This window comes from Nitrospira moscoviensis (assembly GCF_001273775.1).
GTDB lineage: Bacteria > Nitrospirota > Nitrospiria > Nitrospirales > Nitrospiraceae > Nitrospira_D > Nitrospira_D moscoviensis.
In genome coordinates this window covers 2,802,313-2,816,784 of record NZ_CP011801.1, presented here as the reverse complement: position 1 = coordinate 2,816,784, position 14,472 = coordinate 2,802,313, and the positions used below count along the sequence as shown (strand labels likewise).

The following is a 14,472-nucleotide window of genomic DNA, read 5'->3' as shown; positions in this document are numbered from 1 at the left end:
AATCAAGACGTGTCGAACGATGTCGCGAAAGAACACAAAGGAACCATTGAGGTGAAAAGAGTGGCATGCCGGACAATCGCAGGAGTCGAGCGGTCACACAGGGCTTCCAGCGCGCTCCCAACCGGGCGTTGTTGAGGGCCGTCGGATTCGGCGACGGCGACTTCGACAAGCCGATCGTGGGCGTGGCCAACACACACAGCACCATCACGCCGTGCAACATGGGGATCGGGGCATTGGCCGTCCGCGCCGAGGCCGCGTTGCGGGAGGCCGGCGCCATGCCGCAAGTCTTCGGCGTCATCACGATCTCCGACGGCATCGCGATGGGCACGGAAGGCATGAAGTACTCGCTGGTCTCCCGGGAGGTGATCGCCGATTCGATCGAAACCGTCTGCAATGGCCAGAGCATGGACGGCCTGCTCGCCTTGGGCGGCTGCGACAAGAACATGCCGGGCGCGATGATCGCCATCGCCCGCGTCAACATCCCCGCCGTCTTTGTCTACGGCGGCACCATCAAGCCGGGGCAATATCAAGACCGCGATCTCACCATCGTGAGCGTGTTTGAAGCGGTCGGCCAGTACAGCGCGCAGACCCTCGACGAACAGGAGTTGTGCGAGATCGAGCGCCGCGCCTGCCCGGGCGTGGGCTCCTGCGGCGGGATGTATACGGCGAACACCATGGCCGCGATCTTCGAGACCATGGGCATGAGCCTGCCGTATTCTTCCACGATGGCGGCGGAAGATGCGGAAAAGGCCGACAGCGCGGCGGAGTCCGCAGAGGTGCTGGTGCAGGCCATCACCCGGCACATTCTCCCGCGCGACATTCTCACCCGCCGGGCGTTCGAGAACGCCATCGCGGTCTTAATGGCGCTGGGCGGCTCCACGAATGCCGTCCTGCACCTGCCGGCGATCGCGCACGCCGCGGGGGTGCCGCTGACGCTCGATGATTTCGAGGCGATCGGCAGGCGCGTGCCGGTGCTGTGCGATCTGAAACCATCCGGTCACTATGTGGCGACGGATCTGCATCGCGCAGGCGGCATTCCGCAGGTCATGAAACTGCTGCTGGCCCACGGCCTGCTGCACGGCGACGCGCTGACCGTGACGGGGCGCACCATCGCCGAGGCGCTCAAGGACGTGCCGGAGGAACCGCGCGCCGATCAGGATGTCATCCGGCCGTGGAGCAAGCCTCTCTACCCGCGCGGCCATCTGGCCGTCCTCAAAGGCAACCTGGCGGAAGAAGGGGCGGTCGCGAAGACCAGTGGAGTGAAGATTCCCAAGATCACCGGTCCAGCGCGGGTGTTTGACTCGGAAGAGGCCTGTACGGAGGCCATTCTTGCGCGACGGATCCGGCCGGGCGACGTGGTGGTGATCCGCTATGAAGGTCCCAAGGGCGGCCCCGGCATGCGCGAGATGCTCTCGCCCACGGCGGCTCTCGTCGGCCAGGGCCTGGGCGACTCCGTCGGGCTGATCACCGACGGACGCTTCTCCGGCGGCACCTACGGGATGGTCGTGGGGCATGTTGCGCCGGAGGCCGCAGTGGGCGGGGCGATCGCGCTGGTGCAGGAAGGCGACTCGATCACCCTGGACGCGGAACGGCGTCTGCTTCAGCTCAATATCTCCGACGAGGAACTCGCGCGCCGCCGGGCCGCGTGGCGACCGCCCGCGCCGCGCTATGCGCGCGGCGTGCTGGCGAAGTACGCCAAGCAGGTCTCGAGCGCCAGCACGGGAGCCGTGACGGACTAGCCCGATGGGGGCGCAGCAGCAGGGATAGGCGGTGAGGAACTCCGTCTCTTCATCACCGGCGCATCGCTTCTTGCCTGGAGGGGGTAATGACAAGAACCAAGCACGACGCATGGGGGGAGAAGTATGTCTGCTGCTGGGACCTGACGGCGTTGGAGCTGGGAGCCAAGGGACTCTCGCCTGCAGACCGAAAGGGGAACGGCGGCGGGTCCCGCTTTCCGCTACGGGCGCTCCGGTATTGGTTCATGTATCAGTTGATTCTTCGGGAGTTTGAGACCAGGCAACGTCCGCTAGCTGTCTGTGAGATCGGAATGGGGACTGGCGAAATGTTGGCGTTTCTGAGAGCTGGCGCAACGGATCGTCGGCCGTGGTCCACGATCATAGGTCGCTGGGATGGACTTGGTCTGGGAATCGATCGGGCCTTGATGGCCGCGAGAGGATATTCCCAATGCGTGGAGCAGAATCTCGAGGGGCCAGCTTTGAAGCTCGCACAGCGCTACGACGTGATCGTGTTTCTCCACGTTCTTGAGCACCTTCGTGATCCGGAAGCATGCCTCGCGCGAACGCTGGTGTTTCTCACAGACGGCGGTGTTTGCATCGGCGGCTCGCCGGGGATCCCTCACGTGCTGGTCCGATACCGAGAACGCCAATTACGAAGGGCCGCGCAACCATTTGGCCATATCAGCGCGTTCTCCCCAAGGCGCGTCAAAGCGCTGGCCACGCGCAATGGCCTGATTGTGGAGTTCCTGTCCGGTGCCTACTTGATGCGCAACACCGGCTCAGTTCTAGAGAATTATGGCTGGTGGATCCGTCTGAATCTTGCGTTCGGAGCTGTGGTGCCCGGCTGGCCAGGTGAACTGTATTGGGCGCTGCGGAAACCGTTTCCCGTGCTGCCGAACTCGACCGAGGACAGCGCATGATACAGGGCGGCGGATTCTGCCTTTTCATCACTGGGACCGACACCGCCGTGGGCAAGACCGAAACGGCCTGCGCGCTGCTCTCCCTGTTGGCGGACGCGGGGCTCCGCCCGGCGGCGATGAAGCCCTACGAGAGCGGCTGTCTCGACTGGCACCGGCCTGCCGATGCGCTGGCCTTGAAAGCCGCGGCCCGGTGCGACGACCGGCTGGACCGTGTGTGCCTCTATCGGTATCGGGCGCCGCTGGCGCCGGGGGTGGCGGCGGCGCGGCGCAAGGAAACCCCATCGTTCGCCCGCGTCCTCGCCCTTGCCCGCTCTTTTCGCGGACGCCCGCTGGTGATCGAAGGGGCCGGCGGGCTCTTCGTGCCCATCGACGCGCAGCGCGACATCATCGACCTGATCGAGACTTTGAACATCCCGGTCCTTCTGGTCGCTCGCGCCGGGCTTGGGACGCTGAACCATACCGGTCTGTCATTGGACGCGCTCGCCAGTCGCCGCATCCCGGTCCGCGCGGTCCTCTTGACGAAGACTAAGGACGCGAGTGATCCGTCCGAGGGGGACAATGCGGCGTGGCTCAAGCAGCGGCATGGCGTGCCGGTGTTAGGTCCGGTCCCCTATATGCGGAGTCCAGCCCGCCGGCTGGCTGCCTATCAGCAGGCGCTATATCCGATACTGGACGCTTTTGTGAGGCCAAAGGGGTCAGGAACCGTTTGTGCGCAGCACCCTTTGGGCCGTTCCGGCAAACGGTTCCTGACCCTCTCGCTTCCCGGAGACGCATGACTGAGTCCTGGTTCAGAGGACGCCTTGCGGTGTTGGCGACGATGCATGGCAAGGAACAGGCGATCGCCCCCGTCCTGGAAGAAGCGCTCGGGCTTCGGGTCGAAGTCCTGCGGGGTTTCGACACCGACCGCTTCGGCACGTTCACGCGGGAGGTCCCGCGCCCCGGCACGCAACGTGAGACGGCGCGTTTGAAGGCGCAGGCGGCGCTGGCTGCAGTCCCGGAAGCCGACTATGGGCTCGCGAGCGAAGGCAGTTTCGGACCCCATCCGTGGCTGCCGTGGGTTCCCGGCGGGCGCGAGCTCATCACGCTGGTGGGCCGGGATAATGGGCTCGAGCTCGTCGGAGCGGACCTCACGGCCGAAACGAATCATGGCAGCCGCCTTGTCGGCAGCGTGGACGAAGCTCGGGCCTTCGCTCAGGACATCGGATTCCCGACCCATGCTATGGTCGTGATGGGTGTGCGGAAGGGGGAACCGGATGTCACGAACGGCCTGTACAAAGGCCTGATGACGACGGAGGCCCTGGAGGCGGCGGTCCGGGTCGTGCTCGAACGTGACGGAGCCGCGCATCTTGAGAGTGATATGCGCGCGCATGTCAATCCCACGCGGATGACGGCGATCGGCCGAGCCGCCCAGGATTTGGTGCGGGTGGCCCTGAGCGGCTGCCCGCGCTGTGAACGGCCGGGCTTCGATATTGTAGAGCGCCTCCGGGGACTGCCCTGCGCCGAGTGCGGGCTGCCGACGCGCCGGGTCCGGATGGAGATCGCCGGCTGTACCGGCTGCGGTTTCCGCGAAGAACGTCTGCCGGCCACCGGCACGGCGCCGGCGTCGCCGGGCGAATGCCACTTCTGTAATCCCTGACCATGGATGTTCTTAGACTGCGTCAGCTTCTCGAGGGCGTTCAGACCGGCCGCGTGAGCCTCGATGAGGCGTTGCGGGAGTTGACGGATCTCCCCTTCGCCGACCTCGGCTATGCCATGGTCGACCACCATCGCGCGCTGCGGCAGGGGACGCCTGAGGTGATTTTCGGGTTGGGGAAGACCCCGGAGCAGATCGTGGGGATCGCGCAGGAGCTCGCGCGGACGGGCCAAAACGTGCTGATCACCAGACTTGATCCGGAGAAGGCGGTCGCGGTGACGCAGGCGCTGTCGCTGCTGCGCTACCACGAGCTTGCGCGGACGGCGACCTGGGAGCAGGCACCGATCGAACCGCTCGGCAAGCTCCCCGTCGCGCTCGTCTGCGCCGGCACGGCCGATATCCCCGTGGCGGAAGAGTGCGCCGAGACGCTGCGCCTGCTGGGTATCCGGATCGAACGGCTCTACGACGTCGGAGTCGCGGGGATTCATCGACTGCTGAACCGGCGTGAGCTGTTCAACCACGTTTCTCTCGCCATCGTGGTGGCCGGGATGGAGGGTGCGCTGCCCAGCGTCGTCGGCGGGCTGGTGGCGATTCCAGTGATCGCGGTCCCGACGTCGGTGGGATATGGGGCCGCGTTCGGCGGAGTCACCGCGCTGGCTTGCATGCTGACCAGCTGTGCGTCCGGGGTCACGGTCTGCAATATCAATAACGGCTTCGGCGCCGCCTTCGCCGCGGCGCGCATCCTGCGGATGACGCGCAGCTGAAGCCTTGCAGGACACAGTGATCACGTGCTCGTCGCTTGTCCACCCCCTTGTCTTTCCGCCTCAACCGCACACTCATTTCCATGCTGCGACCCCTTTGCACGAAACACGCGAAGGAGGGTGTGCGTGCGATTTTGCATGGCGAGCCGTGCGCCAGGTGCGCGTTAGCACCGGTTTCTCAGCAGGCTCCCTGGTAGCGTTCTCCACTTCGTTCCGCCTAGGGCGTTGCTTCGAGCGCATTATGACCAACGGCAGTGCGACGTTATGACCTTCTTCCCACGCGGATCCGTTTCCCTCACCACAAGGCACGCCGTTTGCTGGACGCTTTCCTGAAACCAGGACGCTGCGCGGACGTTGAGTGACACGCTCTCCCCTGACCCTGATGGTCGTCGCGATCGGCAGGGTGGTGTGACGCTCGTTCCAGCGATCTTTTTGGTTGGAAGCTCCTGATGGGATCCGGTCGAGCACCGATGCCTCCTGCACCGAGGGAATCCAGCACTCGGCAGATGACCGACCGCCTGCGGGTCGTTCTTCGGATGGTACGGCAATGGATACCGCATGCATGCTACGGGCTGTGGTCGGCGGACTGGCCTTCTCTCTTACAGGCTTGCTTCCCGTCGTGTGGGCGGTCGAAGAAGGCGAACTGGTGCGGAAAGACGGGCGGTGGGAATACGTCACCGGGGAGGATCCCGCTCTCAAATATCTCCTGGAAAAACATCTCATCACGCAGGGGGAATACGACAAGGGCGCCCACATCATCGAGATGCGGGAGCGCTTGTCGGCTCAGCCATTTCATATCAACTACGGCCAAGGGCTTAACATCAAGACCAAGGACAACTTCTTTCTCAAGGTGCGCGGCGCGATGCAATTTGCCTTCATCCATGATGCCTATAATCAAGCCTGGACCACCATCGGCAATCCCAATACTCCGCGCGTCGAGGACTCTCGCTTTGTCCCTGCACGACGGGCCGGGGAGTCGGCGGCGGCGCTCAGCAATCGGATCGCGCGGCTACAGTTTCTGGGGTACGCGTTTGATCCGAACTTGCGCTTCGACTTTACCATTGGGGCCGATCGCCCGGTTGGAAGTTCCTTCTCGGTGGGCAACATGTCCTTGGTCAACTTTTATGTGGCCTCCTGGCACGTGCCCTATGCCAATGTCGTGGTCGGTCAGTACAAAACCTGGTTCAATCGAGCGCAGATTCAGTCCGTCCTCAATCTGACGTTCACCCACCGCATGTTCGTGCAGGATGCCTTCATGGCCAACGCCATCAACCGCCGTGACTTCGGCATCACGCTGCTCAGCGACGAGAGCAAGTACCGGCTCAACTATGCGATCGGCGTCTTTAACGGGATGGGGATCACTCTGGACCGGCTCAGCCAGCCCTTCGGCAGGAACGCAAACGAGTTGATGTATACGGCGCGACTGCTCTGGAGGGTGGCGGGGAATCCCCTCTACGGCGAAGGGGACATTCTCTGGTCAAAGACCCCCCAAGTCGCCGTCGCCGCCGCCTACGCGTACAATCCCGGGGTGGATCTGTTGCATCCGCATACCTCAACCCGGAACCAAATACTTGAGGTCTCCCGCAACGGCCGGTTGCTCGGTAGCGGGATTATCGACTTCCAGACGTGGAATCTGGACTTCATCGCCAGGTATCGAGGCTGGGCCCTCCAGGCGGAGGGCTACTATCGCCAGCAGCAGGTGCGCGGAGCCCCCACGGAGGCCATTGTTCCCCTGGGAGACGCCATGGGCTGGTACGCGATGCTCGGTCATTATGTGGTGCCGCGGAAGCTGGAAGTGGCGGTCCGGTATGGCGTCTTCGATCCGAGCACGGCCCACTCTCACGATCTGGTCAAAGAGGCCGGCGTGGCGCTGAACTATAGTTTTGACGGAACGTACGATCATCGCATGATCGTCGATTTGACCAACCTCACGATGGGCGCCGGTGGATTTGCCGCCGGTCGTCCGGCCGTCAGTACGCAGGATCTTGTCACGAACAGCGTCCGCGTTCTGTATCAGTTCTATTGGTAGACCGAAGTCTGGAGGACACATGATGGACCATACCACGGGATGGCGGCGGAGAAGCATCTGGTGTGTGGCGGCATGTGTGGCGGCACTGAGCGCGACGGCGCAGCCGGCCCGGAGCGAAACCTTGACGATCGGCGCCGCGCACAGTCTGAAGCCCGTGCTCCGCGACGTGCTCCCGATCTTTGAGTCGCGGCATCCGTCGGCCAGGGTGCGCGTCGTCTACGGTCCGTCCGTGACGCTCCGCGAACAGATCGAGGAAGGCGCGCCGCTGGACGTGTTCCTTCCCGCCTCATTCGACCAAGTGCGCCATCTGCAAGCCCGAAGACTGACCATCGATGGGCCGCCGAGGATCTTTGCCAGGACGTCCGTGGTCTTGATCGCCTCCGCCGAAGCCGTTCCGGCTCCGGTGTCCTTTCGGTCCCTGAAACTGAACAAGGACGTCACTGGCCGGATTGCGATTGCGAATCCGGCGACGGATGCGTTGGGAGTCATCACCGCCGAGCTGTTGTCCAACATCGATATCGATTTCTTGAACCACTTGCGATCCCGGATCGTCTACGGCCATCACAGCGGGATCATCGATCTCGTCTCCAGCGGCGAGGCGGACATCGGGATCGTGTACCGCATCGACGCGGTACACGCGGCGAATGTCCGGATTCTTGACGAAGCGCCGAGGGGTTTCCATCCTCCCGTGGAGTTCGGCGCGGCCGTCGTGTGGACCTGTCGGCCGTTCGCGCTTCCCCTGGCGCGGGAATTTCTCGATTTTATGCTCGACCCGGCCGTACAACGCGCCTTGCGCGAGCACGGGTTCCAGCCCGTGTCCGCGGGGACGGTGGGAACGGAGTAAGCGCCGGTGCTCAAGCCCGGTTGAGGAGCGTCAGCGGACTCGTGCATGCATGATGAACTTACTACGACAAGGGGTGCTCCTCTTCCTGAGCCTCACCCTCATCGGATGTGTCGAGACTCCCGAGGTCAAGGGGAGAGAGGTGGTGGCCGTCGGGTTTAACGATGTGCTCCTGGTACCGGAGGAGGAGTCGCAACGGAACGACCACCCCGTCACGTTGACTCCCACCGAGATCGGCACCCTGCTCCACCGGGTGCTCCATAGCGAGCGACGTAACTTCCTGTCCCGCCTGCTCATCGGGGAAGCGCTCAAGCGCCGGGTTTTCCATTCGGATGACATCGCCTTTTTGGCTCCTGCACTCTCCCAGGCCTTGGCGCAAACCACACCGGACGAACGGGTGTTTTTTCATCTGAGCCGTCCCGGTACAGGGGCGGGCGAGAAGGGCACGACCCCCACGCAGACCGGCATGCCCGGTGTGGCCATCGGGCGCCCCGTCATAATAGGCGGGGAAGAAAGCACAAGCGGATGGATCTTCGTTCGAGGGCCGTTGTTGCATCTTGTGCTGAGCGAAGTCCAGTACGTGCACGGGCCGGCGCCGGATATTGGTCAGTACGTTCGCGAGATGCAAAACGTCCCGAAGGTCCCGACCGGCTTCACCCTGGCGTTCGATCCGGAAACGTACACGGTGACCAAGTTCTCGTGGGGCGGTTGGCTGGCACCGAGCCCCTTGGAGGCCCTGGCCATCAGATTCCGGGAAGCACTGGCCGACGTGCCGCCCTACAAGATCCTGGAAGGCGGCGAGCCGGTCTCTCGGTAAGAATCCTGAGGCTGGTGCTAGCGTGCTTGGAGGGAAGTCAGGAAGGAGAGGGGACCATGCACGGTTTTTCGAATCTTTTGATCCCGGCCGTCTTGTTCTTCGCCCTCGGCTTTCTCGCCAGGGTTGTGCGTTCAGACCTCCGTTTCCCCCCCGACCTCGCCAAGGCGCTCTCCATCTATCTGCTGATGGCGATCGGCATCCATGGCGGCGTCGAGCTCGGCCGCGCCAATCTCCTCACGGCAGTGCATGCGGTCTTTTGGGCTATCATGTTGGGGTTACTGCTGCCGGTTCTCGCGTATGTCGTGCTGGTCTCCTCGCGCAGGGTCGATGCGCTGAACGCCGCCGCGATCGCCGCCCACTACGGCTCGGTGAGCGCCGGCACGTTTATGACGGCGAAAGCCTATCTGGAGAGCAACGGCATCCTCTATGAAATGTATCCGGTGATCATGCTGGCGGTGATGGAATCTCCCGCCATCGTCATCGGGTTGCTGCTTGCGGGATGGTCCCGCCGCCGGCTCGGCATCGCTTCCGACGACGCGCGCACAGCCGCCGAGGGGCGGCATCCGAGCGGCATTCTGCGCGAGGCCTTCCTTAACGGCAGCGTCGTGCTGCTGGCCGGCGCGATGGTGATCGGCGCCGTTGTGGCGCCCACACGCATGGCGGCGCTTCATCCGTTCGTGAACGATATCTTCATGGGCGCGTTGTGTTTGTTCCTGCTTGAGATGGGCATGGAGGCGGCGCTCCGCATCGGGGAGTTCCGCCGGATGGGGGTCGCGCTGGCGCTATTTGGTGTGCTGATGCCCTTGGTCGGCGCCTTGATCGGCGCACTGGTGGGCGGTATCGCGCTCAGCTTCGGCGTCGGTGGAACGACCATGGTGGCGGTGCTCGCGGCGAGCGCCTCGTACATTGCGGTGCCTCCGGCCATGCGGCTTGCCGTTCCCGAGGCGAATCCCTCCTTGTACATCACACTTTCGCTGGGCATTACCTTCCCATTTAATGTTATAGTTGGAATTCCATTGTACCATCGCCTCGCGGAAGCGATCGTCGGCGCCTGGGTGTAACGTCCCACCGACAGAGGGCGTATCATGAAGCGACTGTGTCCGGAAAAGCTGCTTGCCATTATCGGTCCCAGTGCGCTGACCGAAACCCTGACGGACATGCTTCGCCGGAATGGAATAAGCGGCTATACGCTCCTGCAGGCCAGCGGTGCCGGCACTTCCGGGCCCCAGACGGGAATGCTCGATATCGACAGCAACATCATGCTTTATGTGATCCTTTCGGAAGAGCGAGTTCCGGCGTTGCTTGACGAGATCGAGCGCCTGATGCGGAAGGGGCACCATCTGAAGGCTTTTGTGTCCGACGCGGCCGTTCTTGCCATCGAATAATCCAACCAGGTCTCTCCGACAACCGTAGAAAGGCTTCTCAGGGTATCGCTCCTCCCGGAGTGCCGGCCGTTGTCGCCGCCACACATTGAGGCGGCACGTTAGCCGAGCAGCGAAGTGCTCGGATGCACCGAGCGCACAAGATCTCCGTGCATACACACACGGGGAGGTCCGGTGAAGACTACGGAATGCCACGATCATCCAACCACTGCTCGCGGACAAGCAGAGCATTCTCCTTTGTCAATTAAGCAGTTTGGCTCTTCCCGTCTTTCGGGTTTCCGAACCTCATTGCACCAGGAATAGACCTTGCGTTTGCGCATCATGCGTTGTTGCACAGCACCCGTATACTGGACGATGCAGAAGGAGTCACACGTCATGCTCTTCACATCTCGGGTCATCTGCCTGCTCACGGCCGTACTGCTGACCTGGTCGATCTCCCTCAGCGCCTCTGCCGACTCGCCTCGCGGCGTTCAGTCCGAGACGTCTCCGGTGAAGCCGACCACTGACTCTGCGCATGCCGAGTCCGTGATTCTGTTTGTGCTGGAGGGGATCGGTCAAGACTCTCCTAAGGCCGGACCGATGCCCGTGCTCAACCGACTGGTCAAGGGAGGAGCTGCGACGTGGTCGGCTCAAACCGTCGCGCCCCCTCTCCGGCTGCCGGCCATGGCTAGCCTGCTCACCGGGCTGCCGGTCGACAAGCACGGCATCACTTGGGATGCCTTCGAGTTCAGCCGCGGGTATCCTCGACCTCCCACGCTGTTCGATTACCTCGACCTGAGCGGCGGGCGGGACAGCGCCATCTTCTTCATGGACGAATCGCTCTACCAGCTCGCGAAGCCGGAACCCTATACGGATTATCAGCTGTGCGGAGCCCTGAGGCCGGAATGTAGCCCGGAGCGGCTCGTGTCCTATATCAGGCAATACCTGCGGAAAGCGTCGAGCGGTCACGGCTATGGCCACGCCATTCTGGCGCTGCCGCATCTCCTCGTCGTGCACTTGCCGGATGCCAGGCGCGCCGGCGCCGCCCACGGGTGGGCCTCGAAGGAATATCGCGAGGCGCTGCAATCGGTGGATCATGCCATGGGGGCCGTGCTGGATCTCTTCAAGGAACATGGGCTGCTCGCGCGCACGACGGTTTTCGTCACCGCCTTGAGCGGAACCGGCGCGGCAATCCCGGTCGCGGTCAATGGGCAACCCACGACGGGCTCATCGCTCGTCCCATGGATTGCGTCGGGGGCCGGAATCAAGGCCGGCCACATCATCCGTCAGCCGGTCTCCATTCTCGACACCGGCGCGACGGTGATGCGAACACTCGGACTGGAGACCCACACGGAATGGGACAGCCGGGTCGTCGAAGAAGTGTTCCGGAACACCGGCACTGTTGCCGCTGTTTCGGCGAAGGGACGGTGATCGCTCATGGTCTCTGACAACAAGAACAATTCCAGAACACGTCTCACTCCTCACATCCGGCGCGCGATGCTCGCGTCCGGCTGTGTCGCGTTGAGTGCATTGATCGGCTTCGTTGCCGTCACCGAGTCGCGGGAGACACCGGCGACACCCTATCCCGTCACGATTGATGCCACCTCGATCGTGTCCCAGAGCTGGTGGACCGTGCCGGGTATCACCCCATCGATTTGGACGTCCGATCCGGAAACCTCCGATGCCTATCGGACCTCGGAGCCTCGCGTGCTGCAGTTGCCGCCGGGCCGGTACAAATTCATCAGCTTCACCTTCGACTTTCCCTTCGAGGTGACCCAAGAGGGCACGGTGGAGTTTTCATCCTCGCTCGATCAGTGCGTGGGAGGGCGAGGCACACAGACGTTGATCGTGCGATGCAAACGGACCTACCCGCATGGGGGACAGCCGGACTATTCGACCACGCCGTAAATTGAGTAGAGGATCTATGAGAACGCAATATCGCCACGCGAAATGGCTCCTGGTGATACTGGTGACAGTCTGGGCGGCGCCGATATTCGTGGATGAATCGATTGCCGCAGGAAAGAAACAGGGACATTCCCACGAGAGTGAGCCCGGCCGATTCGTCGTGCGGTATGCCGAGGCATTGGCCCAGAACCGGGTGGCCGAGTGGGCGGCGCTCGATCTCGCCTGTTTGACGCTGCGGCGCCAGCGAGCGGCATCGGAGCAGGCCGACAAGGCCTGTTGGGAGGAGACGCTGAAGGCCCATCGTGATCTGATCCAGGACCAGCCGGAAACCGGAATCTTCGGCGCCCTCGGGCGCGGGGTCGGCCTGGGGTTGCTATCCGAGACGCATCGCCACGCGGATTACTGGAGAGAGTATGTGCCGGCAGTGTTCGTCTCTCCGGTGGTGATTGGATCCGAGGTGGGGCCACCCCCGGGCCTCGATGTCCTCAAAGTCTGGCCGGTCAGGCAGTTCGCGCTGATCAACCTTGCGGGGCCGGAGCCCGTCGGGGTTGCCGGCCAGACGGTCGAAATTCTCGTGTCGTACCGGGATCCGCTCACGGCCCCTTTGGCGCTGCGGCCGGAGGAGGTCTGGTGGGCCAGCGGGGCCCTTCGCCGGTACGGTCCGGTCAAAGAGGTAACGATTCGCTTTGTTGTGCTCTCCGGATTGCGAAAGCTGGGATACCCGGTGGATCGGGCGGTCCTGAGCGAGGCCTTGCCGGGCGCGCCGGTCATTGCCGGCGTGCAGTACGGCTACCTTCCGCAGCGGGGTGACGCGACGGGATCTGCTGCTGAGGATGTGAAGGCGCGAGTCGGCGCCGGAGGTTTGGTCTTAGGGTCTGCCCGCTGGTGGGAGCGGAAGGATGCCGATCAGCTTTTTGCCGCCGCGCTCACACGTGCCGAACAGATGCCACGCTCTCCCGAGCGGACGCGGCTGCTGACCCGGTTGACGCTGATCGATCCGGCCGATCCCGCGCTCCATGCCGTGCTTGCCGACGATCGCCTCCGGACGTTTCTGCGGGAAGGTCTGACCAAGAGCGGCATCTCAGGCCCGAATGAGGCGGTGACGCAACGGCTGGCGGAGCTGTACTGGAACCTGCAGGCACAGACCTGGCGGCAGGAGCTCACCGAGGTCGCCATGGGCCACTCCACGGCGGCCGAGGCGTTCTACCAGGCCATCGACTCATTCGAACGTCTGGCAGCTGGCCGACAAACGACGCCGGAGCGGCGGCGGCAACTCGGCGCACTCTATCGATGGAACAACGACGCCACCTCCGCGCTCGATGTTCACGAAGCGCTTCTGAAGGAACTCACGCTTGGAGAAGCGTTTCGTGGACGAGTGCTCTCCGAGCTTGCGTGGGACCGGATTCAGTGGCTCTCCTGGGAGCGGCGCTATGGTCATCCCTGGCTGGAGCAGGCCCGGCAGGAAGCCGAGGAGGCCTTACGCATGGTCGAGGCCCCCGTCGATAAGCTCGTGGCGGCCTACGCGCTGGTCCTGGTGGAAGCGCTCCGTGCGCCGCGCGATCCGGCCCGGTTTGATGTACGGTTGCAGGCCGCCAAGGTTTGGCATGATCGCCTTTCCGGCGCTGTGGGCGTCTGGCCCTACCTCGTCGGCAACGATGTGGTGAAAGCCCTAGTCCCAGACGGCGTCCAGGTGACGTTACCCACGCCGGTGCGCGCACCGGACGTGCTCGACGTCGAAGTCCATGCCAAACCGCCGCGGCAGGATATCGTGTGGCAGTGGAATTTCGATCAGGACGTTCCCGGGGTTTTGCCTGCGGGGTTCATCGTCATGAGCACGCCCGGCGCCGATTCCCCGGCCTGGCGTGTCGTCGCAGATATCCAGGCACCCACGCCGGGGCATCTGATTATCCAGGATCGCCCCTGCGCCACAGGGCCGAATGATTGTGCCCACCTCCTGCTGGCCGATCGCATCCGCACGACCTATCCGGATGTGACGGTCCAGGTGCAGGACCTGTCGCCGGACGGCGTGGGGGAGGCCGGGATCGCGCTGGCGGTGCGGGATCACGGCAACTTCTATGCGGTCACGCTCAATCCGGCGACCGGCAAGCTGACAACCAAACGAATGATCGACGGCCGCGCAACGGTCCTCGGGGAAACGACGGTCAAGCTGGCTCAGCGCCCCTGGCACACTCTGCGTGTGCAACGGATCAATTTCCTGCACCTCGACCGTGGACGACTGGGCGTGTACGTCGATGGCGCGCAGGTGGCCGCCGTCGCCGACGCTGTGCTCCCGCAAGAAGGACTCGTCGGGCTCATTACATTCGGGAAGACCGCAGCCAAGTTCGACGGCTTACATGTGCTGGACCTCGTGTCGAACCGACCGCTGTCCCAACCAGCGGCCTATTGATGGATGCGTTAGGAAATCGTGTGGAGGAAGGGCCCCGATGGAGGGCCGTGTTATTAACCCTT

Annotated in this window: 13 protein-coding genes; all 13 read left to right on the top strand. The window is 63.6% G+C overall.

Annotated features, from left to right (window positions below):
- The first annotated feature begins 65 nt into the window (after positions 1–65).
- On the top strand, positions 66–1,739 hold the full coding sequence (ilvD, locus tag NITMOv2_RS13735) for a dihydroxy-acid dehydratase (RefSeq protein WP_053380406.1): 1,674 nt from the start codon (positions 66–68) through the stop codon (positions 1,737–1,739).
- An 86-nt stretch (positions 1,740–1,825) separates the two neighbouring features.
- Positions 1,826–2,656, top strand: a complete 831-nt coding sequence (locus tag NITMOv2_RS13730) for a class I SAM-dependent methyltransferase (protein ID WP_053380405.1) — start codon at positions 1,826–1,828, stop codon at positions 2,654–2,656.
- Entirely contained in the window at positions 2,653–3,432 is a 780-nt protein-coding gene (bioD, locus tag NITMOv2_RS13725; protein WP_083448023.1) for a dethiobiotin synthase, read from the top strand. Before NITMOv2_RS13730 ends, bioD begins: the two co-directional genes overlap by 4 nt.
- A complete protein-coding gene (locus NITMOv2_RS13720; RefSeq protein ID WP_053380404.1) occupies positions 3,429–4,292 on the top strand; it encodes a DUF6671 family protein in 864 nt (287 codons plus the stop codon). Before bioD ends, NITMOv2_RS13720 begins: the two co-directional genes overlap by 4 nt.
- A 2-nt stretch (positions 4,293–4,294) precedes the next feature.
- Positions 4,295–5,053, top strand: coding sequence for a nickel pincer cofactor biosynthesis protein LarB (gene larB / locus NITMOv2_RS13715; RefSeq protein ID WP_053380403.1), 759 nt, complete (start codon positions 4,295–4,297; stop codon positions 5,051–5,053).
- Between the two features lie 559 nt (positions 5,054–5,612).
- A complete protein-coding gene (locus NITMOv2_RS13710; protein WP_053380402.1) occupies positions 5,613–7,079 on the top strand; it encodes a porin family protein in 1,467 nt (488 codons plus the stop codon).
- Between the two features lie 19 nt (positions 7,080–7,098).
- A complete protein-coding gene (gene modA / locus NITMOv2_RS13705) occupies positions 7,099–7,923 on the top strand; it encodes a molybdate ABC transporter substrate-binding protein (RefSeq protein ID WP_053380401.1) in 825 nt (274 codons plus the stop codon).
- Between the two features lie 49 nt (positions 7,924–7,972).
- Complete coding sequence (locus NITMOv2_RS13700; RefSeq protein ID WP_053380400.1) at positions 7,973–8,737, top strand: hypothetical protein; 765 nt, start codon at positions 7,973–7,975, stop codon at positions 8,735–8,737.
- Positions 8,738–8,793: 56 nt separating this feature from the next.
- Positions 8,794–9,798 (top strand): sodium-dependent bicarbonate transport family permease, encoded by a 1,005-nt coding sequence (locus tag NITMOv2_RS13695; RefSeq protein WP_053380399.1) that lies wholly within the window; start codon positions 8,794–8,796, stop codon positions 9,796–9,798.
- A gap of 24 nt (positions 9,799–9,822) precedes the next feature.
- On the top strand, positions 9,823–10,122 hold the full coding sequence (locus tag NITMOv2_RS13690; protein ID WP_053380398.1) for a P-II family nitrogen regulator: 300 nt from the start codon (positions 9,823–9,825) through the stop codon (positions 10,120–10,122).
- Between the two features lie 372 nt (positions 10,123–10,494).
- On the top strand, positions 10,495–11,529 hold the full coding sequence (locus NITMOv2_RS13685) for an alkaline phosphatase family protein (protein ID WP_053380397.1): 1,035 nt from the start codon (positions 10,495–10,497) through the stop codon (positions 11,527–11,529).
- A 6-nt stretch (positions 11,530–11,535) separates the two neighbouring features.
- A complete protein-coding gene (locus tag NITMOv2_RS13680; RefSeq protein ID WP_053380396.1) occupies positions 11,536–12,006 on the top strand; it encodes a hypothetical protein in 471 nt (156 codons plus the stop codon).
- Positions 12,007–12,022: 16 nt separating this feature from the next.
- A complete protein-coding gene (locus tag NITMOv2_RS13675) occupies positions 12,023–14,410 on the top strand; it encodes a hypothetical protein (RefSeq protein ID WP_053380395.1) in 2,388 nt (795 codons plus the stop codon).
- Positions 14,411–14,472 lie beyond the last annotated feature (62 nt).

Excerpts from the sequence above, each read along its gene's own strand:
- NITMOv2_RS13675 (WP_053380395.1), top strand. The coding sequence starts at position 12,023 with ATGAGAACGCAATATCGCCACGCGAAATGGCTCCTGGTGATACTGGTG.
- bioD (WP_083448023.1), top strand. The coding sequence starts at position 2,653 with ATGATACAGGGCGGCGGATTCTGCCTTTTCATCACTGGGACCGACACC.
- NITMOv2_RS13680 (WP_053380396.1), top strand. The coding sequence starts at position 11,536 with ATGGTCTCTGACAACAAGAACAATTCCAGAACACGTCTCACTCCTCAC.
- NITMOv2_RS13730 (WP_053380405.1), top strand. The coding sequence starts at position 1,826 with ATGACAAGAACCAAGCACGACGCATGGGGGGAGAAGTATGTCTGCTGC.
- NITMOv2_RS13710 (WP_053380402.1), top strand. The coding sequence starts at position 5,613 with ATGCTACGGGCTGTGGTCGGCGGACTGGCCTTCTCTCTTACAGGCTTG.
- NITMOv2_RS13695 (WP_053380399.1), top strand. The coding sequence starts at position 8,794 with ATGCACGGTTTTTCGAATCTTTTGATCCCGGCCGTCTTGTTCTTCGCC.
- NITMOv2_RS13720 (WP_053380404.1), top strand. The coding sequence starts at position 3,429 with ATGACTGAGTCCTGGTTCAGAGGACGCCTTGCGGTGTTGGCGACGATG.
- modA (WP_053380401.1), top strand. The coding sequence starts at position 7,099 with ATGATGGACCATACCACGGGATGGCGGCGGAGAAGCATCTGGTGTGTG.
- ilvD (WP_053380406.1), top strand. The coding sequence starts at position 66 with ATGCCGGACAATCGCAGGAGTCGAGCGGTCACACAGGGCTTCCAGCGC.
- larB (WP_053380403.1), top strand. The coding sequence starts at position 4,295 with ATGGATGTTCTTAGACTGCGTCAGCTTCTCGAGGGCGTTCAGACCGGC.
- NITMOv2_RS13700 (WP_053380400.1), top strand. The coding sequence starts at position 7,973 with ATGATGAACTTACTACGACAAGGGGTGCTCCTCTTCCTGAGCCTCACC.
- NITMOv2_RS13685 (WP_053380397.1), top strand. The coding sequence starts at position 10,495 with ATGCTCTTCACATCTCGGGTCATCTGCCTGCTCACGGCCGTACTGCTG.
- NITMOv2_RS13690 (WP_053380398.1), top strand. The coding sequence starts at position 9,823 with ATGAAGCGACTGTGTCCGGAAAAGCTGCTTGCCATTATCGGTCCCAGT.